The organism is Egibacteraceae bacterium (assembly GCA_035540635.1).
Lineage (GTDB): Bacteria > Actinomycetota > Nitriliruptoria > Euzebyales > Egibacteraceae > DATLGH01.
Genome location: DATLGH010000108.1, coordinates 21,441 through 42,361 on the forward strand (window position 1 = coordinate 21,441; position 20,921 = coordinate 42,361).

16 protein-coding genes are annotated in these 20,921 nt (G+C 72.0%); 11 read left to right on the forward strand and 5 right to left on the reverse strand.

Annotation, left to right across the window (positions count from 1 at the left end; all coding sequences use genetic code 11):
* Nucleotides 1–27: 27 nt before the first annotated feature.
* The 3 genes from VM324_16365 to VM324_16375 are packed head-to-tail and all read right to left on the reverse strand — an operon-like array spanning nucleotide 28 to nucleotide 2,922.
* Nucleotides 28–1,680 carry an AarF/UbiB family protein gene (locus tag VM324_16365; GenBank protein ID HVM00865.1) on the reverse strand — a complete coding sequence of 551 codons (1,653 nt, stop codon included), beginning with the start codon at nucleotides 1,678–1,680 and terminating at the stop codon, nucleotides 28–30.
* 52 nt (nucleotides 1,681–1,732) lie between these two features.
* Entirely contained in the window at nucleotides 1,733–2,494 is a 762-nt protein-coding gene (locus VM324_16370; GenBank protein HVM00866.1) for a class F sortase, read from the reverse strand.
* Between the two features lie 26 nt (nucleotides 2,495–2,520).
* Nucleotides 2,521–2,922, reverse strand: coding sequence for a hypothetical protein (locus VM324_16375; protein ID HVM00867.1), 402 nt, complete (start codon nucleotides 2,920–2,922; stop codon nucleotides 2,521–2,523).
* A 195-nt stretch (nucleotides 2,923–3,117) separates the two neighbouring features.
* Between VM324_16375 and VM324_16380 the strand changes: the two genes are divergently transcribed.
* Genes VM324_16380 through VM324_16395 form a run of 4 tightly spaced genes read left to right on the forward strand, consistent with a single transcriptional unit; the run spans nucleotide 3,118 to nucleotide 8,720 of the window.
* The gene (locus VM324_16380; GenBank protein ID HVM00868.1) at nucleotides 3,118–5,130 is read left to right on the forward strand and encodes an elongation factor G; all 2,013 of its coding nucleotides are present in this window, start codon (nucleotides 3,118–3,120) and stop codon (nucleotides 5,128–5,130) included.
* Between the two features lie 35 nt (nucleotides 5,131–5,165).
* Entirely contained in the window at nucleotides 5,166–6,587 is a 1,422-nt protein-coding gene (locus VM324_16385; protein ID HVM00869.1) for a pyridoxal-dependent decarboxylase, read from the forward strand.
* A complete protein-coding gene (locus VM324_16390) occupies nucleotides 6,584–8,287 on the forward strand; it encodes a glycerol-3-phosphate dehydrogenase/oxidase (GenBank protein ID HVM00870.1) in 1,704 nt (567 codons plus the stop codon). Before VM324_16385 ends, VM324_16390 begins: the two co-directional genes overlap by 4 nt.
* A 10-nt stretch (nucleotides 8,288–8,297) precedes the next feature.
* On the forward strand, nucleotides 8,298–8,720 hold the full coding sequence (locus VM324_16395) for a DUF1697 domain-containing protein (protein HVM00871.1): 423 nt from the start codon (nucleotides 8,298–8,300) through the stop codon (nucleotides 8,718–8,720).
* A gap of 248 nt (nucleotides 8,721–8,968) precedes the next feature.
* Here the strand turns inward: VM324_16395 and VM324_16400 are convergent, their stop codons facing one another.
* Together VM324_16400 and VM324_16405 are read right to left on the reverse strand one after the other, a co-directional pair.
* A complete protein-coding gene (locus VM324_16400) occupies nucleotides 8,969–9,874 on the reverse strand; it encodes a hypothetical protein (protein ID HVM00872.1) in 906 nt (301 codons plus the stop codon).
* Entirely contained in the window at nucleotides 9,871–10,461 is a 591-nt protein-coding gene (locus VM324_16405) for a sigma-70 family RNA polymerase sigma factor (GenBank protein HVM00873.1), read from the reverse strand. The genes VM324_16400 and VM324_16405 overlap by 4 nt, the downstream gene beginning before the upstream one ends.
* Before the next feature lie 238 nt (nucleotides 10,462–10,699).
* On the opposite strand from VM324_16405, the gene VM324_16410 reads away from it, so the two are divergent.
* From VM324_16410 to VM324_16440, 7 genes are all read left to right on the forward strand, one after another.
* Nucleotides 10,700–11,827: an aminotransferase class I/II-fold pyridoxal phosphate-dependent enzyme gene (locus VM324_16410; GenBank protein HVM00874.1), complete on the forward strand. Its 1,128-nt coding sequence runs from the start codon at nucleotides 10,700–10,702 to the stop codon at nucleotides 11,825–11,827.
* 417 nt (nucleotides 11,828–12,244) lie between these two features.
* A complete protein-coding gene (locus VM324_16415; protein HVM00875.1) occupies nucleotides 12,245–12,442 on the forward strand; it encodes a hypothetical protein in 198 nt (65 codons plus the stop codon).
* A gap of 743 nt (nucleotides 12,443–13,185) precedes the next feature.
* The gene (locus VM324_16420; protein ID HVM00876.1) at nucleotides 13,186–13,803 is read left to right on the forward strand and encodes a sigma-70 family RNA polymerase sigma factor; all 618 of its coding nucleotides are present in this window, start codon (nucleotides 13,186–13,188) and stop codon (nucleotides 13,801–13,803) included.
* A 56-nt stretch (nucleotides 13,804–13,859) separates the two neighbouring features.
* Nucleotides 13,860–14,861, forward strand: coding sequence for a CU044_5270 family protein (locus VM324_16425; protein HVM00877.1), 1,002 nt, complete (start codon nucleotides 13,860–13,862; stop codon nucleotides 14,859–14,861).
* Between the two features lie 189 nt (nucleotides 14,862–15,050).
* Nucleotides 15,051–17,465 (forward strand): family 10 glycosylhydrolase, encoded by a 2,415-nt coding sequence (locus VM324_16430; protein HVM00878.1) that lies wholly within the window; start codon nucleotides 15,051–15,053, stop codon nucleotides 17,463–17,465.
* A gap of 140 nt (nucleotides 17,466–17,605) precedes the next feature.
* On the forward strand, nucleotides 17,606–19,894 hold the full coding sequence (locus VM324_16435) for an S-layer homology domain-containing protein (protein HVM00879.1): 2,289 nt from the start codon (nucleotides 17,606–17,608) through the stop codon (nucleotides 19,892–19,894).
* 52 nt (nucleotides 19,895–19,946) lie between these two features.
* Nucleotides 19,947–20,909: a zinc-binding dehydrogenase gene (locus VM324_16440; protein ID HVM00880.1), complete on the forward strand. Its 963-nt coding sequence runs from the start codon at nucleotides 19,947–19,949 to the stop codon at nucleotides 20,907–20,909.
* Nucleotides 20,910–20,921 lie beyond the last annotated feature (12 nt).

Sequence of the window (20,921 nt, forward strand, 5' to 3'; positions counted from 1 at the left end):
GTGTCCGCCTGGCCCGCAGCGCGGGTTTCAGCGGTGACGCCGGTGGTGCTCGTCGGTGAAGAAGATGCTGATGAGCAGGCCGAAGCCGGACAGCGCGGCGGCGAGGAACAGGATCATCGCGAGGGCCGGGTAGCCGAAGATCGTCGCCGGGGTCTCGACGCGCATGAGCAGGGCGGCCCCGAGGATGAGCGCGGCGAGCACGACCCCGCTCGCGACGCGGTTGGCGACCTTCTGGAACATCACCATCAGCGCCTGCTCGTCGACGGCGTCCACCTTCACCTCGAAGCGGCCCTCCGCGACGGTGTCCATGATCTTGTTCACCCGCCCCGGCAGCTCCTGCACGAATTCCTTGAGCTCGAGAACGCTGTCGAGCACCGTCCCCGCCGACGCCTCCCGCCACAGACGTCGGGACAGGATGTCGCCCACGTGGCGGCGGATCGACGCGTTCGGGTTGAAGTCGGGGTCGAGGATGTGGCCGACCTCGTCGAGGTTCAGCATGGTCTTGCCGAGCAGCGCAAGCTCCGGAGGCGGGCGCAGACCCTCCTCCGCCGAGACCCGCGACACCTCCATGACGAGGGTGCCGACGTGGGTCTCACCGGCGTCGAGGTCGTGGACCCGCGCGAGGAGCTCCGCGAGCCGGCGCTGGAACCGTTCCCGGTCGAAGCCGCGTCGCGGCTGCCCGAGGCGCATGGTGACCTCGGCGGTCTCCTCGACGCGCGCCTCGCCGACGGCGATGAGCAGGCGCACGAGGTGCTCCTGCATCTGCGGCGTGATGCGGGCCACCATGCCGAGGTCCAGCAGGGCCAGGCGGTCGTCCTCGGTGAGCAGGACGTTGCCGGGGTGCGGGTCGGCGTGGAAGAACCCGTTGACGAGGATCTGTGTGAGGTACGCGCGGAACAGCTGGTCGGCGAGCTGGACGCCGTCGAGCTCCATACGGCCGAGTGGTCCGAGCTCGGTGACCTTGCGGGCCTTCACGAAGTCCATCGTGAGGACGCGCGTGGTGGTGTAGTCCTCGACGGGCTGGGGCACGAGCAGCCGGTCGTAGTCGCGCAGGTCCTGGCCTAGCCGCTGGAGGTTGCGGGCCTCCGTCTGGAAGTCGAGCTCGCGCAGCAGCGAGCGCCGGAACTCGTCCAGGAACGCCGAGAACCGGTAGTGGCGCCCGACGTCGGTGTGGCGGTCGAGCTGCTCGGTGACGGTCTGCAGCGCGTCCATGTCCTCCGTGATCCGCTCGCGGATCCCCGGGCGCTGGACCTTCACCGCAACGAGGCGCCCGTTGCGCAGAGCCGCCTTGTGCACCTGGGCGAGGCTCGCCGCGGCGATCGGCTCCGGATCCCAATCCGAGAAGGCCTTGGACAGCCGCACACCGAGCTCGCTCGCGACGATCTCCTCGGCCTGCTCGACGGGGAACGGCTCGACGTCGTCCTGGAGGCGGGACAGGGCCTTCAGATAGGCCGGCGGCAGAAGGTCCGCGCGCGTGGACAGCAGCTGGCCGAGCTTGATGAAGGTGGGGCCCATCTCCTCGAGGTCGGCCGCGAGCTGCACGGCCTCGGGGGGCGTGTCGTCGGGGTCGGCGCCCTCGTCGAGGCCGCCGCCCTTGAAGGCGTCCGTCCCGGCGTGACGCAGCAGCAGCTGGACGATGTCCTTGTAGCGGCCGATATGGCTCAGCGTGACGCGACTCATGGCTCGACTTACTCTTCCCCGGGGCCTCGGACCCGACGCGCCGGCAGGGCGCCTACCGGGCGGAGGCGTAGACGACGACGTTGTCCCGGTGGGCGTTCTGCGAACGGTCGAACTCGCCCCCGCAGGTGATGAGGCGCAGCTCCGAACCGGCGGTCTCGCCGTACACGCGGTCGTGCGGGAAGGCCTCCTTCGGGTGGCGCTCGACGCGGGTCACGGCGAACGTCGCCGTCCGGCCGTCGGCGAAGCGGACCTCCACCAGGTCACCGGGGGACAGCTCGCTCAGCCGGTGGAACACCCCCGGCCCGGAGCGCGAGGTGACGTGGCCGGCGACGACGGCAGGGCCGGGTTCGCCCGGCACCGGGCTGTAGCGGTACCAGCCCGCCCGCGAGAAATCGCGCGGGACCTCCATCGTCCGGTCGGCGTTGAGGCCGAGGCTGAGCAGCGGCGTGGAGACGCCGATGGCCGGTATCTCGAGCCTGCTGCCGGCCACGGCCGCGTCGCCCTGCTGGGCGAGCGCCTCCGACGACGCCGCCACGGCCGCCCGCTCGGCGGTGTTCGCCTCCGGCCCCTCGGGTGCAAGAGACGGTCCGGCATCCGGCACGGGGGCCGCCGGCTCGGGTTCCTCCGGCGCCTCCGCAGGTGGCTGCGCCGGCTGCGCCGGTGCTGGGGGGCCAGCGGACGGCTCGACCTCGGCCACCTCGGCCGGCGCCGGCCGCCCCCCGCACCCGGCCACGAGCAGCACGATCACGAGCACCGCCGCCGGCGGCACGGGGCGGCGCCGGTTCGGCGTGCGGGGGACCCGCCGCGTGCGCATGCCGGACGCGGTTGCGGGCAGGACGACTAGCCGTCGCTTCCTCGAGCGGCGGCGGTGGCGCGGCGTCGCGCGACGAGAGCGCCCGCGCCGGCCAGGGTCACACCCCCGAGGAGCAGGAGGGGCAGCGGGCTTGTGCCTTCCTCGAGCGGGCCCCCGCCCGCGGCGACGGCTCCGCGTGGCGTCTCGGTGATCTGGGGGGCGCCGGGGGCGGGAGCGACACCACGGTCGTCGTTGTCGTCGCCGGGGTCGTCGGGGGCGGGAAGACCCGGAAGACCCGGCAGGCCGCCGGGGTCCGGCAGGATGCCGCCCGGGTCGGGCAGCTGGGCGTGCGCCGGCGCGCTCGCGACGGCGAAGGCAGCGACGAGGGCCAAGGTGAACAACGTCGTGAGGCAGATGGCCAGGGGACGCGACACGGAACGGTGGGTCACGGAAAGGCCTCCGGGAAAGGGGAGTTGTGCGGGCTTCCGCAGAACTACCAGGCGACGACGCCCCCGTAAACCCCCTTTGCGGCAGGAGATAGTCGCGGACAACCCCGACGACCCCTACCCCGGGCGTGCGGCCGCGGCGTAGCATGACGCAGCAGGTGCCTGCCGTGCGGAAGCGCGCCGTCGAAAGGGGTCCCTATGGCCGAGACCGTGCCGAGCGACCGGATCCGCAACGTCGTGCTCCTCGGCCACGGTGGCGTGGGCAAGACGAGCCTCGCCGAGGCGCTGCTCGCCGCAGCCGCCGGGACCGAGAAGCGCGGAGGCGTGCTCGACGTCGAACCGGAGGAGCGCGAGCGCGGCTATTCCCTCGGCCTCGGTGTCGTGTCGTTGCGGTGGCGCGACCACAAGGTCAACCTGCTCGACGCGCCAGGGACGCCGGACGCCATCGGCGACGCCTTCCCCGCGCTGTCGGCTGCCGACATCGCCCTTTTCGTCATCGACGCCACGGCCGGCGTGCAGCCGCAGCACGACGTCCTCTGGGACGCCTGCGCCCGCCTCGGCCTTCCTCGGATGGTCCTGCTCAACAAGCTCGACAAGCAAAACGCCGCCTACCAGAGGAACATCGATGCGCTGCGCGAGCGCTACGGCAAGCCGCTCGCGCCGGTGCACATGCCGATCGGCGTCGGCGACGACTTCAACGGGGTCATCGACCTCCTCCACGCGACGGCCGTGGCGCGCGTCGGGGGCGAGCGCCGGGAGGTGCCGATCCCGGAGGAGCGGGCGGAGCAGGCCGCCCGCAACCGGGAGTTCCTCGTCGAGGCGATCGTCGAGCAGGACGACGACCTGCTCCTGCGCTACCTCGAAGGCGACGAGCCCGACACGAAGGAGCTCGCCCGCTGCTTCGCCCGCGGCATCCGCTCCGGCGGTTTCTTCCCGGTGCTGTGCGCGTCCACCGAGCAGGGCATCGGCGTGCGCCTGCTCGCCGACTTCCTGATCGAGGAGTGCCCGTCGCCGGCGGACCGCGCAGGCGGCGGGGCGGCCGACGGCCCTCCGGCGGCGTACGTCGCGAAGACCCTGTCGGACCCCTACGTCGGGCGCATCACCGTCCTGCGCGTCGTGCGCGGACGCCTGTCGGGCGACGACGCCATGACCGTCGGGCGTACGGGCGGCCGGGTCCGCCTGCGCCAGCTTTTCACCTTGCGCGGTCGGGAGCAGACGCCTGTCAGCGGGGCGCCGAGCGGTGACATCGTCGCGGTGGCGAAGCTCGAGGACGTCGCCACCGGTGACGTGCTCACCGCCGGTCCGCCCGTGAGCGTCGACACGATCGCCGCCCCCGAGCCGTTCCACCGCGTCGCGGTCGAGCCCGCCTCAGCCGGCGACGAGGACAAGCTGTCCACCGCCTTGGCCCGCGTCGCCGAGGAGGACCCGTCGCTGCGGATCGACCGCTCGGAGGAGACCGGACAGCTCGTCGTGCGCGCGTACGGACCGCTGCACGTCGCGGTCGCTCTCGCCCGCATGGAGCGCAAGTTCGGCGTGCACGTGCGCGAGGTGCCACTGCGGGTCGCCTACCGCGAGACCCTGAAGGGGCCCGGCTCGGGGATCGGCAAGCACGTGAAGCAGTCCGGCGGCCACGGCCAGTACGGCATCGCGCAGGTCGAGGTGGAGCCCCTGCCCCGTGGCGCCGGCTTCATCTTCGAGGACCGCATCGTCGGGGGCGTCATCCCCCGCCAGTTCATCTCCAGCGTCGAGAAGGGCGTCGTCGAGGCCATGGGGCAGGGGGTGCTCGCCGGCTACCCCGTCGTCGACGTGCTCGTGCGCCTCGTCGACGGCAAGCACCACTCGGTGGACTCCTCCGACATGGCGTTCCAGGTCGCCGGGGCCCTCGCCTTCCGCGCCGCCGCGCAGGACGCGGCCCTGGCACTGCTCGAGCCGGTCCTCGACGTCGCCGTCACGGTCCCCGACGAGCTCACCGGTGACGTCATGGGCGACCTCTCCGCGCGCCGGGGCCGCATTCAGGGCACGGAGGCCGCGGGCCCGGGGCTCACCGTCGTGCGCGCACTCGTGCCGGAGGCGGAGGTCACGAACTTCGTTCCCGAGCTGCGCTCGCTGACGAGCGGCACCGGCCAGGTCTCGGTGCGCTACGACCACCACGACGAGTGCCCGGAGCACCTCGCGCAGAAGGTCGTGGCCCAGGTGAGCCAGAGCGGCTGACCCACTGCGGGCACCGCATGCGAGACTGCGGTGCCATGGCCGGCCACCACATGCCCGCGGAGGACTTCCGGGCACACGGCCACGCAGTCGTGGACTGGATCGCCGACTACCTCGAGCGGGTCGAGGACCTGCCTGTGCACGCCGCCGTCGCACCGGGCGAGGTCCTCGACCGGCTGCCGCCCTCGGCGCCTGTCCACGGGGAGCCGTTCGCCGCCATGCTTCGCGATGTCGACGCGTTCATCGTCCCGGCCCTCACCCACTGGCAGTCCCCGCGCTTCTTCGGCTACTTTCCGGCCAACTCCTCGGGCCCGTCGGTCCTCGGCGAGCTCCTCTCGGCGGGGCTCGGCGTGCAGGGCATGCTCTGGTCGACAAGCCCCGCCGCGACGGAGCTGGAGATCCGCGTCCTCGACTGGCTGCGCATGCTCCTCGACCTGCCCGAGCGCTTCAGCCCCGACGGTGCCGGAGGAGCGGTCATCGCCGACTCCGCGTCGAGCGCCAACCTCTGTGCCCTGCTCGCCGCCCGGCACCGCGCCGGCGGGCACGATCCCCGCCTCGTCGTGTACGCCAGCCGGCACACGCACTCATCGGTCGAGAAGGCGTTGCGGGTCGCCGGTTTCGCTCCCGCGCAGCTGCGGGTGGTGGAAAGCGACGCGTCCCACGCGATGCGCCCCGATGCGCTCACGCGCCACCTCGACGAGGACCGCGCCGCGGGACGGCTGCCCTGCCTCGTCGTCGCGACGGTCGGCACGACCTCGTCGATGGCGGTCGACCCGGTCGAGGCGGTCGGCCAGGTATGCGCCGCACACGGGGTGTGGCTGCACGTCGACGCGGCCATGGCCGGGGCGGCGGCGGTGTGCCCGGAGCTGCGGTGGGTCCACGACGGCGTCTCGCACGCCGACAGCTACTGCGTCGACGCGCACAAGTGGCTGTTCACCAACTTCGACTGCACCGCCTTCTACGTCGCCGACCGCGAGGCGCTGACCGGCGCGCTCGCCGTGCACCCCGAGTACCTGCGCAACCCCGCCTCCGACGCGGGCGAGGTCGTCGACTTCCGTGACTGGCAGATCCCTCTCGGCCGGCGCTTCCGCGCCCTGAAGCTGTGGTTCGTCCTGCGCCACTACGGGGTCGAGGGCCTGCGCCACCACCTGCGCGAGCACGTCGCCCTCGCGGGCGAGGTCGCCGAGCGCGTCCGTGCCGACGCGCGCTTCACGCTCGTCGCGCACACCCTCAACCTCGTCTGCTTCACCCACCGCGACGGCGACGCCGCCAGCGCGGCCCTGCTCGACGGGGTCAACGCCTCCGGGCGGGCGCTGCTCACCTCCACCCGCCTCGACGGGCGGCTCGTGCTGCGGCTGTCCGTCGGCCAGACCCGCACGGAGCGCCGCCACGTCGACGCGGTGTGGGAGCTGCTCCAGGCGACCGCCGAGGGCCTGCCCGCCGGTGGCGCAGCCGGGTGAGCGACCCCGCGCGCCTCGGCCCGGAGCATCGCCGTGCGTCGCTGGCCCGGATGGGCGGCGAGACGTTCGACCTCGTCGTCATCGGCGGGGGCGTAACGGGCGCGGGCGTCGCGCTCGACGCGGCGACGCGGGGCCTGTCGGTCGCGCTCGTCGAGGCGCGCGACTACGCCGCCGGCACGTCGAGCCGCTCGAGCAAGCTCGTCCACGGGGGCCTGCGCTACCTCGAGCAGTACAACTTCTCGCTCGTGCACGAGGCGCTCGTGGAGCGCGGGCTGCTCCTCGGACGGCTGTGCCCGCACCTCGTGCGACCCGTCCCGTTCGTCTACCCGCTCACCCGCCGCGTGTGGGAGCGCGCCTACGTCGGCGCCGGGGTGGCGCTCTACGACCTCATGGCCGGGCTCGGTGGCGGGGCGCTGCCCCGCCACCGCCACCTCACACGCCGCCAGGCGCTCGCGCTCGTGCCGGCGCTGCGTCGCGGCCTCCTCGTCGGCGGGATCCGCTACTACGACGCGCAGGTCGACGACGCCCGCCACACCCTCGAGGTGGCCCGCACCGCGGCGCGCTACGGCGCTGCGCTTGCGACGAGCACCCGGGTCGTCGGCTTCCTCCGTGAGGGGGAGCGGGTCGTCGGCGTGCGCGCGCGCGACCTCGAGGCCGACGCAGAGCTCGCCGTGCGCGCCCGCCAGGTCGTGAACGCGACCGGGGTGTGGACCGACGACCTGCAGGCCATGGTCGGGCGTGGCCGCATCAAGGTGCGGGCCTCGAAGGGCGTGCACCTCGTCGTCCCCCGTGACCGCATCCACGCCGACGCGGGCCTCATCCTCCGCACGATGCGCAGCGTGCTGTTCGTCATCCCATGGGGCCGTCACTGGATCATCGGGACGACCGACACGGACTGGAATCTCGACAAGGCGCATCCGGCGGCCAGCCGCGCCGACATCGTCTACCTGCTCGACCACGTGAACGCGGTCCTCACCCAGCCGCTGACGAGCGCCGACGTGGAGGGTGTGTACGCGGGGCTGCGCCCGCTGCTGGCCGGTGAGTCCGAGGCGACGAGTCGGCTGTCGAGGGAGCACGCCGTGGTCCAGACCGTCGCGGGCCTCGTCACCGTCGCGGGCGGCAAGTACACGACGTACCGGATCATGGCGGCCGACGCCGTCGACATGGCGGCGCGGGGCATCGACCGTCGCGTGCCGCCCTCGTGCACGGCGGTCACCCCGCTCATCGGCGCCCCCGGCTTCGAAGCCGCGTGGAACGCCCGCTGGCGGGTCTCGGCCGGTGCAGGGCTGCACGTCGCGCGCGTCGAGCACCTCCTGCGCCGCTACGGCGCGCGCACCGAGGAGGTGCTCGCACTCATCGCCGAGCGCCCCGAGCTCGCCGAGCCGCTGCCCGGCGCCGACGACTACCTCGCTGCGGAGGTCGTCTACGCCGCCTCCCACGAGGGGGCGCTGCACCTCGACGACGTCCTCACCCGGCGCACCCGCGTGTCGATCGAGACCTTCGACCGCGGCGTGGCCGCCGCCGAGCCCGCAGCCACGCTCATGGGCGAGGTACTCGGCTGGGACGACGCACGCCGCAAGATCGAGGTCGAGCACTACCACGCGCGGGTCGCCGCCGAGCGGGAGTCCCAGCAGCAGTGGGACGACGCGACCGCCGACGCCGCACGCCTCGGCGCGCCCGACGTCCGGGGCGCCGGCTGAGGCACGCACGCTGCTGCAAAGCGGCAACGTCATCGTTGACCACGACGGCTCGGCAGCCCAGGCTCAGAGCGCGAGCGGTCAGGTTCTGGTCTCTCGCTTCGGGCTGGACGTGGCGGTCCTGGTCCGTGATGAGGCCGCGTGGCGGGGCCTCGTGGCGGACAACCCCTTGGGCGATGTGGCCACCGACGGTAGCAAGCACTTCGTTGTCTTCTGCTCTGAACCGCACGACCCTGCGGCGCTGCCACCGGCCGTCCCGCCGGAGCAGCTGGTCGCCCGGCCGAGGGAGCTGCACGTGTGGTGCCCCCAGGGCGTGCGGGACGGCCTGCTGATGAACGCCCTGGGCCGCCGCCCGCCCGCGCCGGTGACGACCTTTCGCAACTGGAACACCGTCGCCAAACTGGGAGCGATGCTTGACGACGCAGCAAGCGGATAGACCCCCGAGGCTGCCGATGGGTCGCTGGAACCCTTCGTCGCTCCGCACCGCGCCGCCGGACCCGCCCGGACAAGATGGCCCGCCACCTTCACGAGCACACCACCTATACGAATACGAGGGTTGTGAGGGACACCATCGCACCGGCTGCGGGTCGAGTACGACGCCTACAAGTCGCCACGCGCATGCGCGCCCACGTACCCAAAGTCCAGACGACACACGGTGCCAAGAGGCATGCTCACCGGTGCGGGTTAGTGTGCGGGGCCAATCAAGAGGATGCCGTAGTCGGCTTCGAGCCAGACGCGCCGGCAGAAGTCGAGCGATGGGTCGTGGGCGGCTTCCACGATGAGCCAGTCGTGGTGCAGTTCGTCGCGTGCCTGCTCGGCCAGCGTCTCAGCTTGCGCGGCGGTGAGGCAGGAGTCCAGCGCGGCGGCGGTGAGCCCGATCTCGACTTCCCGTGCCCGGTTGACGGCCGCAAGCGAGGACAGCGGTCGCAATGTGACCGGCAGCGTCGTGTCCAGGGCCGTGTGGGCGCAGTCGGCCTGCCAGCCCAGCACTACAGGGAATCCCGGGCGGTCGCCGGTGATAGAGCCGTCGATCACGCGCACTGCAAACTGGGGCTCGTCAAGCAACGCCCGCACCGAGTTCGAGTCTGCCACGCCCTCGCACAGGGTGTACGTGGCGGCGCCTACCTCCAGACCTCGGACGCCGTCCGAGCCGTCGCGGCAAGCGGCGAGAAGGTCGTCTTCTGTCATCTCTGCATCCAGGGTGAATTCGTAGGAACGTCCCGAGCCGACCGTGCCGTCCTCAGCCACGCACCAGATCTCCTCGCTGCGGAGTGTGGGACGCCAGCCTTCGTTCTTGAAGGCGTACCGCCCCGCCTCCTCGGCTTCCGCGAGGATGGTCGTCACATGTTCGGGGTTTGGCTGGAACACACCCGCAGCCAGGGCGACTGCGCCGCCAAGGAGGAAAAAGGTGGCCGCCACCACCCCCGCTGGCCGCAATGGCGAGTGAGGGCGGGGCCTCACCGGAACACGGCTCATGTGCCGTGCACGCTCGCGCAGCCGCGTCGCGGTTGGCGTGTGCGGGCTGCGGTCGATGTCCGCGGCGGGATCGGCGGCCCGGAGTAGCTCGTCGAGACGGTCGGTGTCGATCATCGTTCTGCCCTCCGGATGGGTCGGGTCAAGGCGGGTGTAGGTGTCGCTTCAGGCAACGGGGGTGTCGCTTCAGGACCGTCAGCGGTGGCATCACTGAGCGCTCCGGCAAGACGATCCCGGGCACGCTGCAGCCGCTTCCACACCGCCACTGGGGAAATCTGCAAGGTGGCGGCGATCTGATCCACGCCGAGGTGCTCCCACACATGTAGCTGCAGCACCTCTCGATCGAGCGCGCTCAGCCCGCGAAGGGCTGCACCAAGGTGCTCACGTTCGACGACCTGGGTCTCGAGGCCACGCATGGCCGCCGGGCGCACTGCCCACGTCATACGCTTGAACAGGTTGTGGCGCCGCTGCATGGCGCGCGCCTGGTTGAGGCGCACTCGGTGGGCGACCCCAAACAGCCACATCCGAGCATGCCCATCCTCTGGGATCTCTCCGATGCGCCGCCACGCCACCGCAAACGTCTCCGCCACTACGTCCTCGGCGTCCTGCCTGGACGGACACCGCCGCACCGCATAGGCCAGCACATCACCGTAATGCGCGACGAACAGCTCTTCGAAGCGCTCTTCGTCTTCCGCAGTCTTCACGCCCCTGCCTGCCTCATCCCTGTTCCGATCTGGTATGCCGCTGTTCCTTTCCCGAACATGTCCGGCACTGCAGTAATCCTGACCGGCTCGTCACCCCTGTGGCGGGCGAGTCTCGGTCTGCGCCGGCCCAGATCTACCCCGACCCGCAAGCGCAACGACCATAGCGAGCAGGTGCTGCCCCGACGCCACGACCCGATCACACCGCGGGCGACCGCGCGAACGACGGTTTAATGCCCGCATGCGTCTGCCGCCGTTCGCACTTGAGCGTTACTTCGCCCAGCATGAGTTCACCGCGCCCATGCTGCTGTGCGCATCCGACGTGGAGCCGATGACGCTGCCCGAGCTTCTCGCACTCGCCGACGACGGTCTGCGCGCCCACTGGGAGAGCCTGAGTTTGGGCTACACCGAGAGCGGCGGACATCCCCTGCTGCGAGAAGCGATCGCGTCGTCGTCCGACTCTTTGGGTGCTGAGGATGTACTGGTCTTTGCCGGCGCCGAGGAGGCGATCTTCGCGTTCGCCAACGTCACGGTCGGCCCGGGTGATCACGTGGTGGTCGTGTGGCCCGCCTACCAGTCGCTGCACGAGGTGGCCCGCGCAGTCGGCGCAGACGTGACCCTTGTCCGCCTGGAGCATGACGCCGGCTGGGCGCTCGACGCCGAAGCTGTACGTCAGGCCATGCGACCGACCACGCGCGCGATCATCGTGAACTTTCCGCACAATCCGACCGGCGCGCACATCGACCGGTCGACTTTTGATGCGCTCATCGGCTTGGCCGAGGAGTCCGGCGCCTGGCTGTTCTCCGACGAGGTGTACCGCTATCTCGAGCTGCCTCGGTCCTCGCGCCTTCCGGGGGCTGCTGAGTTGTCGGAGTCTGCTGTCAGCTTGGGCGTCATGTCGAAGAGCTTCGCCCTGCCAGGGCTGCGCATCGGCTGGATCGCCGCCCGCGACCGGCGGCTTCTGGACCGGTTGGCCGCGTTCAAGGACTACACCACGATCTGCAATGCGGCACCCAGCGAGGTGCTGGCCCTCATCGCCCTGCGCAACCTCGAACGTGTGGTTGATCGAAGCCGGCAGATTGTGGACGCGAATCTCTCGCTCCTAGACGACTTCTTCGAGCGATGCGCTGGGACGTTCGACTGGGTCCGGCCGCGCGGCGCTAGCATCGCCTTCCCCCGCTTGCTGGCGGAGACGCCGATCGAGCAGTTCGCCGAGCAGCTGATCACTGAGGAAGGTGTCGTGCTGCTCCCCGGCTCGGTCTACGGCCATCCGGGGAATCATTTCCGCCTCGGATTCGGCCGGCGCAACCTGCCGGAGGCGTTGGAGCGGCTGGAGGTGTTCGCGGACCGCCACCTCGGTGCAAGGTGACGCCTCCGTCATCTCACGGCGTTGCGAGACTCCGCCATCGCAAGCCGGCGTACAGGGCTACGCCCCACGGCGCTCGCAACATGCTCTTGACCCGGCCGCCAGGGGCCGACAGCGTCTGCCATGCCGCTCGCCATTCGGCGGCGGTGATCCCCCCCTGCAATGGGGAGCACCCAGAGGTCGGCACAGCCGTCGCCGTCCCTGGTCGGGCATGGTCACTCTAGCCTCGGCCGACCCTCAGGACCGCTCGGAGTCGACCCGCCGCGGCTCGCGGTCGTCAAGCGCGTGTGCGAGACAAGCGACGATTGCTTGGGCTATCGAGCCGTCGGGGTCGAGCGTTGGATTGAAGATGGTGACCTCGAGCCCGACTAGTTCGCCGCTCTGGGCTTGATTCCTGCACCAACCGGGCGGCTCGCACATATGATCGAGCGGCTCCCTGCTCCGCTGTTCGCGGGCCTGGCCGTCCTCACCCTCTTGGGCGGGGAGGTCCATCTGCCCTCAATGCCGATCCTGGTGAGCGCCGGTGTGGCGCTGGCGCTCACCTGGACCCGTTCGCTGCTGATCATCCTCGCGGGGGGGTTGATCGCGTACTTGGTGGCCGCCAGCCTGGCTGCGTGAACGGCACGGGGTCAGGGCGCGGCACCGATGTCGCCGGCGATGGATCGATGGTGCGGGCGTGCCCACCTCGCGGCTGGACTGTCCGGCGCCGACCGGCTCCATGGTCACAAACACGGTCCGCATGGCGAAGGTGCACAGCAGCAAGCGGCGCAAGGAAAGTCGGGCGCCGCGGTGGTGCGGGGCCAGCGCTCGGGGCCCCGGACTTGGACCAGACGACGACGAGCAGCACAGCAGCCTGAACCCAGGCCCGTCAGGATGAGGAGGACGAGGTGGCCGTCGACGGTGGCGTAGGCAGCCATCAGGTCCGGTGAGTGACAGCAAGGTAGACCGCCAGGAGCGTCCAGATAGTGAGAACCGCTCGGCGGGTCATGCGGAGCCAACGACCTGGACGTCCCACCTGCCGGAGGTGGTCGAGCTGGTCGAGGCGGTTGACCATGTCAGTCAGGTCCGCGACGTCCCACGTCCCGACCATCCAGGTCGGTACTCGACTGATTGATAGGAGGACCCACCCCTCCCTCCAGAGTTCGGCAAACAGGTGCGATGGAGTTGATTGATAACCCGCAACGCCAACCCTCATCAGCCAGGCTAACCGCGCGCCGCTGGACAACCCACGAACCGGCTCCCACGAAGGCACCGCCGCCACAATTGGCGGCGGTGCCTCGTGGTGTCCGGGACGGGCCGACTCTCGTCGCGACTCCAGCCTGGTTGGCGACAACCTGAAACGGATCGCCTCAGCCGGACACGTGTATGACGAGGAGGCCACTTTGCTGACACCATCAGATCCGATTGATGGAGATCCACTATGTCTTGTCCCCGGACAGACAAAGCGCTCGATACGTGAGGGGCGTACGCGGTTCGAGCGCATCTACGAGGAGAACTCGCACCTGATCCTGGCGTACGCGTTGCGCCGCACGGACACAGCTGCTGATGCGAGCGACGTGGTCGCTGAGACCTTCCTGGTCGCGTGGCGAAGGCTCGAGGACGTGCCCGAAGGCGAGCGTGCACGGCTGTGGCTGTACGCAACCGCACGGCGCGTGCTCGCCAACCACTACCGCGGCAAGCGTCGAGCACGCGAGCTCAGCGAGCGCGTGCAAGGCGAGGTTCTCCGCACCGCCGCACAGCTCGACACGACCATCGACACCGGCCCCGACGGCGACGCGCTCCAAGCCGCGTTCTCCCGTCTCAAGGACGACGATCAGGAGGTCCTGACTCTGGTCGGTGTCGAGCAGCTCGACCGTGACCAGGTCGCCGAGGTCCTCGGAGGCAGCCGAGCGAACGTCCGTGTGCGGCTGCACCGTGCTCGCCGGCGGTTCGCGAAGGAGCTGAAGAAGGTTGGTATCGACCCGCAACGCTCGACGTGAGCCGGACACGAAGTAGGTGAACGGGCACCTGTCCGTCCCGACCCGAAGGAAGCACTGTGACCCGCGACAACGAGCACCCCATCGACGACTTCGTCCGTCGGGCCGTTGGCGTGGACGAGATTGAGGTCGCCTCCGTGTGGTCGGCCAGCGTGGCCAAGCAGGCCCTCCTTCAGGAGATCACCTCGATGTCGCCCACGACGACCCGAGAACCCCAGACCAACACCCGGCCGACGCTCCGCCGCGGCTGGTTGCGTCGCCTCCCGGCACTCGCCGGCGTCGCCGCCGTGATCGCTGCCGCGCTGCTGGTCGGCCCAGCGCTTCTACTCACCCCCGATGCGCCGAGTCCGGCCGAGTTGATGCTCAGCTACGAGTCCACCGACCGCTCGCTGTCCGACGTGCTGCTCCAGGCCGCCGCCGCAGCGGGGAGCGCACCGGCGGAGGATGCACAGGCCACGACCTGGCGTGTGGAGACCTGGGCGATGACCGGCGGCAACGCGCCCGCGCAGATGCGGCCCGAGGTGCGCCAGTGGTGGCGGACGCCCGACGGGCTGTACTACCGCGCGCAGAGCGGCGACCCACTGGAGGTCGGCGACGAGCTCCGTGACCTGCCCGACGACGTTGACGGCGAGCTGGTCAGTGCTGCAGACCCGTACGGTGAACTGGCGGCACGGCTTCCCAGCGACCCGCAGGAGGCTGCAGATTTCCTGGCGGCACGAGCGACCAACCCTGACATCCCCGACGACGTCGAGGTGTTCGAGTCGGTCCGTGGCCTGCTGGACTCCCACGCCCTGAGCGGTGAGCAGCGGGCCGCCCTCTACGAGGTCCTCGCCCGGCTGGAATCGACCGAGCTCGTCGGCGAGACCGTCGACCGTGCCGGACGCACCGGCACGGCGATCGGCGTGGTCAGCGACCACAGCGGCGCGACCATCCGCTACGAGCTGATCATCGACCCGGCCTGGGGCAAGGTGCTCGCTTTCCAGGAGATCCTGCTGGAGCCGATGGTCGCCTACCCGAACATGCAAACGCCTGCCGTGGTCGAGTACATGACCTACTTCTGAAGACGGTGGCGGCAGCGAACCCACTACGCCTGCGGGCTCAGGGCGTCAGCGCAACAGCCTCGGCGTACTTCTCTGATGGTGTCATGAATGCGACCGGCGCGTGAGGCTGCGCCCAGGACGCCGGGCGGCCTGGCGCTGGCGTACGCTGCACCGCCGTGCGCTGCCAAGGGCGCCGAGGGGGTGGAGGGCATGCCGTACCCGGGGTCGTGGCCGTTCCTGGTGGCGCTCGCCGTCGCCCTGGCCGTCGCCGTTCCGGTGGCCGCCCCGGCGGCCGGCGCTGGCGCCGGCTGCCTGCAGGCGGTGTCGGCGTCAGCGCCGATCGAGCGCCTCGGCGGCCCGGACCGCTACGCGACGGCCGCTTGCGCGTCGGCGGTCGCATTTCCCGACGGGGCGGCGCACGTGCTCGTGGCGCGCGGCGACCTGGCTGGCGGGCTCTCGGACGCGCTGGCCGGCACGGTGCTCGCCCATGCCGTCGGAGGTCCGGTGCTGCTCACCGACCCCGCCAGGCTGCCGGCCGCGACCCGCGACGAGCTCGTCCGCCTCGCCCCGGGCACGGTCACGATCCTTGGGGGCCCGGCGGCCGTGTCGCCCGCCGTGAACGCCGAGGTCGCCGGCCTCGGCGTCTCCGTCCGCCGGGTCGCAGGGTCGTCGCGGGAGGCGACCGCCGCGGCCTTGTCGCAGGAGGCCGGCGCCGCCGGCACGGCGTTCGTGGTCAACGGCCGACGCCCCGCCGACTCGCTGGTGGCGGCTGCGCCCGCGGCCCGCGGCGGGGCCAAGCTGCTCCTGTCGGGCCAGCACGACCTACCGGCCGTCACCGAGCAGGCCCTTGCCGGCGTGCAGCGCGTCGTCGTCGTCGGCGGGTACGGCGTGGTGGGAGAGGCCGTCGAGGCCCACCTGCGCCGGCTCGTCGGGCCGGACGGGGTGCGCCGCGTGTCGGGCGCCGACCGGGGCGGCACGGCCGCGTCGGTGGCCCGGGCGTTTCCCTCGGCCGGCCGGCGCCTGCTCGTCGGCCAGGGTGACGCGAACCTCGTCGACGCGGTCGCTGCCGGCTGGGTCGCCGCGCGGTCCGGCGGCCCGGTGCTGTACGCGGGCCGCGACGCCCCCGGTGCGGGCACGGACCGCTGGCTGCGGCTCGGCGGCTTGCGTCCCGAGGGTGCCGCGAGCGAACCGGCCACCCGTCTCGTCGGCGGCGTGAACGTGCTGTCGGGCGCGCTCGTGACCGCGCTCGAGGCCCGCTACGAGGAGGCTCGGCGCGGCGGCCCGCGGCCCGAGCTGCGCGGCGTGTGGATCCACCTTTTCGACCCCACGCTGAAGTCGCGTTCGGGCGTAAACGCCGTGCTCGACGCGGCGGTACGTGCCAACCTCAACACCGTGGTAGTGCAGGTCGCCCGCCGCCAGGACGCCTACTACCGGTCCTCGGTCTTGCCGCGGACCCCGGACCCCGAGCTGCCGGCCGACTTCGACCTGCTCGCCCACGTCGTGCCGGCCGCCCACGACCGGGGGCTGGCCGTCCACGCGTGGATGTCGACCCTTCCGGCCTACCACAGTGTCTACGACCACCTGCCGCTGCCGCCCGACCACGTCTGGGCCCGTCACGGACCGCACACCGCCGACCCCTGGACGACACGCAGCCACACCGGCGCGCCCAGCACCTACCTCGACCCGGGCGTGCCCGCCGTCCAGGACCACGTGGCCGCCGCCCTGGCCGAGATCGCGGCCGGCTACGACGTGGACGCCGTGCACATCGACTACCTCCGCTACGACGGCGAGCAGTGGGGCTACCACCCGACCGCCGTTCACCGCTACGGGGTGCTGACCGGGCAGGCCGGCACCCCCGCGCCGTCCGACCCGGTGTGGGGCCAGTGGCGGCGCCGGCAGACGCGCGACCTCGCGCGGCGGGTGTTCCTCGAGGTCGCCGCCGTGGACCCCGACGTCGCCGTGTCAATCGCGGCCAGCACGATGGGCGCGGGTCCGGGGAGCAGCGGCGGCTATCCCAACACCCGCACGTTCCGCGACGTCTTCCAGGACTGGCCGGCCTGGCTGGCCGACGGCACGATCGACGCGGCGTTCCCGATGAACTACTTCCGTGAGCACGACACCGCCCAGCGGACCTGGTTCGACGACTGGGTGTCCTTCGAGGCGCACGTGCCGCGCCCCGGCCGCGTGCTCGCCGTCGGGCAGGCCAGCTACCTCAACTCGGTCGAGGGCTCCCTGGCACAGCTCGCCCGCGCCCGCGGTTCCAGCGACGGCGTCGTGCTCTACAGCTACCAGCAGACCACCGCGTCGGGGCACCCTGGGGCGCTGCTCGCCGCCCTCCCGCACAGGCTGTTCGTCGACCCGGCGCCGGCGCCGGCCCTCGCGCGCCACTCGTCGCCCGCCGGCCATCTGGTCGTCGTCGCCGCCGACGGCGTGCAGGTCCGCATCGCACCGGAGGGCGGGGGGCCGGCACCACCCGCCGTGCTTGCTGACGGGACGGGCCGCGCCGGCTTCCTTCACCTCGCTCCCGGCCGCTGGATCGTGACCGCTCCGGGCTTTGCCCCCGCGACCGTGACCATCACCACCCGCCAGGTCGCAACCGTCACCCTGCGGGCCGATCCGTCCTGACCCCCAACCGCTCGAGGTCACGCAGGCGGGCAGCCCCCGGTGCCGCGCTGATCTACCGCAAGAAGGCTGGCGTCGCGGTCGCACGGGATGTGCAGCCGATGCGCTATGGTCGCCCGGCCCGACGGCCGAATGGGGGGGACATGACCGGCATCTGGAGTGAACCGGCAGGGCGGCGCGGGCGCCTGCGCCGCGCCGTTGTGGTGGTCGTCGTCGCGAGCCTCGCAGCGGCGCTGGCGCCCCCGACGTCGCAGGCGCAGAGCGTGCCGGCGGTGTCGAAGGCGGTCGTCCAGGAGTCCCCGGACTACTGGACCGAGACGCTCGCCGACCCCCTCGACTACGCCAACCGCGAGGACGAGCCGCCCGACCCCGCGCACGGCAACGTGCGCCCCCGCAGGGAGGGCGGGGCGCTGCGGTGGACCAAGACCACGACGATGAACGTGGGGTTGCTGTTCGCCGGCTACGCCCCGTCGGCGTTCGCGATCGGTAGGGAGGGGCTCGCCAACCCCGTCGACGCCGCGCGGTACACGCACCTGTCGCTGCGCCTCTACGCCGAGCGGGGAGGGGCCGCCGAGATCTTCTGGGACAACTGCGGTCCCGACGCCGGCCGGTGCACGAACAGGGTGGGGTTCACCCTCCAGCCCGGGTGGCGCCACTACACCATCGACCTTCGACCGGGCGGCTGGTCGGGGCGGCCCGTGGAGATCCGGCTCGCGGTGGCCGGCGACGGCACGCCGACGACCATGGCCCTCGACTGGGCCCGCCTGTACCAGCCGGGCGAGCGGGTCACCGTCAGCTACACCGGCGGCACGCTGCACTGGGACGCCGACGCCGACCGGGCGAACAACCGCCCGGACGAGCCAGGGTGGGGCGTCCTGCACACCGGCGGCGGCACCGCGACCTTTCCCGCCGACGCCTTCCCGGCGGGGGAGTACCGGTTCTACGCCGACAGTGGTCCCTCGAGCGCACCGCTGCTCGTGGACGCCCCCGTGCCGGTGTTCTCGGCACCCCACGAGCGGGGCGGCGCCGACTACGCCGCGACGGTCACCGGCGACGCGTGGGACTTCCGGCAGCCGACCGACATCGCGGAGATCGGCAACGCGACGGACGTGCGGTTCGAGAACGGGACCCTCCACGCCCGCAACACGAGCGGTGACCCGTACCTCGTCCTGCGCACCGGAGCGCCGATCGACACCGCGCGCTTCCACCGGCTGACGGTGCGGACGACGCTCGAGGGGCCGTTCGACCTCAGCTTCTCGCCGGGAGGCGGCTCGCACGGGCGTTTCCTGTGGCGTCACGTCGGCCAGGGGCCGACGCCGTTCCTTTACGACTCCCGGGAGATCGTCGTCTACCCGGGCGTGGAGACCTACACCCTCGACCTCCACACGAAGCCGCCCGAGGCGATCAGCCCCGCCGGCAGCCCGCACCGCAGCGGCTGGGTCGGAGCGGTCGAACGGTTCCGTTACGACCCGAACGAAGACCCCGGCCCGCGCCGGTGGACGGTGAGCGAGATCAGCCTCCGCGCCGATCACGAGACCGTCGACGACGCCTTCCCCGTCGTGTGGCGCGACACCTCCGCGGGCCGCGACCGCCCGACCCGGGTCTCGCTCTACTACACCCCCGTGCGCGGCGCCACGGACGGGCAGCTCATCGCCGCCGGGCTGCGCCAGGCTCCTGGCGAGAACACCTACCGCTGGGACACCAGCGGCGTCCCGAGTGGGCGCTACTGGGTGTACGCCGTCGCGGAGCGGGACAACGGCACCGTCGGCCGGCGTTTCGCGTCGGGGCCGCTGCGGGTGACGGGGACGTACCGCGACCCGCTCATCGCGCGGGCATGCCCACCGGAAGCCATACCGCCTGCCGGGTTCACCGACGTGAGTCCCGCCAACCTTCACGCCGGCGCGATCAGCTGCACGGTCGCCTACGGCCTCGCCCGCGGGCTCGGGCCGACGACGTACGGGCCGGCCGCCGGCGTGCGCCGCGACCAGATGGCGTCGTTCGTCGGCCGTCTGCTCGAGGAGGCGGGCGTCGTCCTCGAGGCCTCCGGCAGCCACTTCACCGACACGGCGGGAAACGTCCACGCCGACCGCATCGACGCGCTCGCCCAGGCGGGCATCGTCGTCGGCGTGCGCCCCGGCGAGTACGGCCCGCGCGCGCGGGTGACGCGGGACCAGATGGCGTCGTTTCTCGTCCGCGCCTACGAGCTCGCCGCCGCCCGTGGGCTGCCCGCGCCCGCGCACGGCTTCGGCGACGTCGCGGGCAACGTGCACGAGCCCGCCATCGCGAAGGCGGCCGCCGCGGGCTTCGCCGTTGGGGTGAGCCCGAACGCCTACGGACCGCGGCGCCCCGTTCGGCGCGACCAGATGGCCTCCTTCCTCGCCCGCGTGCTCAGCCGCCTCGTCGAGGACGGGATCGTGGACGCGCGGGGCTGACCCGCGAGCGCTCGCTCCTCGGGTGCCCGGCGTTGGCGTAGCCTTTCGCGCCATGCTCGCCGTAACCGCCGCGCGCGCCACCCCCGACGACCCGCTCGCCGCGCTCGAGGTGGGCGAACATCCTGAGCCGAGCCCGCCCGACGGCTGGGAGGTCGTCGAGGTGCGCGCCGCCGCGCTCAACCATCACGACCTCTGGACGCTGCGCGGCGTCGGCGTCAGCGCGGACCGTCTGCCGATCGTGCTCGGTTGCGACGCGGCAGGGATCACGACCGACGGCCGGGAGGTCATCGTCCACGCGGTGATCGCCACGCCGGGCTGGCCTGATGAGACGCTGGCCCCCGACATGTCCATCCTGTCCGAGCGTCACGACGGCACCCACGCGGAGCGCGTGGCCGTGCCGAGCCGCAACCTCGTCGACAAGCCCCCCCAACTGTCCTTCGCCGAGGCCGCGTGCCTGCCGACCGCCTGGTTGACCGCCTACCGCATGCTCTTCGTCAAGGCCCGCGTGCGTCCCGGGAGCCGGGTCCTCGTCCAGGGCGCGGGCGGAGGGGTGTCGACAGCGGCACTGCTCCTCGGCCGGGCGGCGGGTGTGCGCATGTACGTCACGAGCCGCGACGAGGGCAAGCGGGTGCGCGCCGAGGAGCTCGGCGCGCACGCGGCGCTCGCGCCAGGTCAACGGTTGCCAGAGCGCGTCGACGCGGTCATCGAGACGGTCGGAGAGGCGACCTTCGGCCACTCGCTGCGCAGCTTGGAGCGGGGTGGCACGGTCGTGGTCGCCGGCGCCACCACGGGCTGGAACCCGCCGGCGGAGCTCAATCGCGTCTTCGCCCGCCAGTTGCGCGTCGTCGGGTCGACGATGGGAACGCGCGCCGAGCTCGTCGACCTCGTGCGCTTCCTCACCGACTCGGACGTGCGCCCGCCCGTCGACGCGCAGGTGCCGCTGCGCGACGCCCGCGAGGCGTACATGCGCATGGCCGAAGGCGAGCTCTTCGGCAAGCAAGTGCTCGTGCCCTGACGCGTGGGGCGG

Excerpts from the sequence above, each read along its gene's own strand:
- VM324_16365 (HVM00865.1), bottom strand. The coding sequence starts at position 1,680 with ATGAGTCGCGTCACGCTGAGCCATATCGGCCGCTACAAGGACATCGTC.
- VM324_16370 (HVM00866.1), bottom strand. The coding sequence starts at position 2,494 with ATGCGCACGCGGCGGGTCCCCCGCACGCCGAACCGGCGCCGCCCCGTG.
- VM324_16380 (HVM00868.1), top strand. The coding sequence starts at position 3,118 with ATGGCCGAGACCGTGCCGAGCGACCGGATCCGCAACGTCGTGCTCCTC.
- VM324_16385 (HVM00869.1), top strand. The coding sequence starts at position 5,166 with ATGGCCGGCCACCACATGCCCGCGGAGGACTTCCGGGCACACGGCCAC.
- VM324_16400 (HVM00872.1), bottom strand. The coding sequence starts at position 9,874 with ATGATCGACACCGACCGTCTCGACGAGCTACTCCGGGCCGCCGATCCC.
- VM324_16410 (HVM00874.1), top strand. The coding sequence starts at position 10,700 with ATGCGTCTGCCGCCGTTCGCACTTGAGCGTTACTTCGCCCAGCATGAG.
- VM324_16415 (HVM00875.1), top strand. The coding sequence starts at position 12,245 with ATGATCGAGCGGCTCCCTGCTCCGCTGTTCGCGGGCCTGGCCGTCCTC.
- VM324_16430 (HVM00878.1), top strand. The coding sequence starts at position 15,051 with ATGCCGTACCCGGGGTCGTGGCCGTTCCTGGTGGCGCTCGCCGTCGCC.
- VM324_16435 (HVM00879.1), top strand. The coding sequence starts at position 17,606 with ATGACCGGCATCTGGAGTGAACCGGCAGGGCGGCGCGGGCGCCTGCGC.
- VM324_16440 (HVM00880.1), top strand. The coding sequence starts at position 19,947 with ATGCTCGCCGTAACCGCCGCGCGCGCCACCCCCGACGACCCGCTCGCC.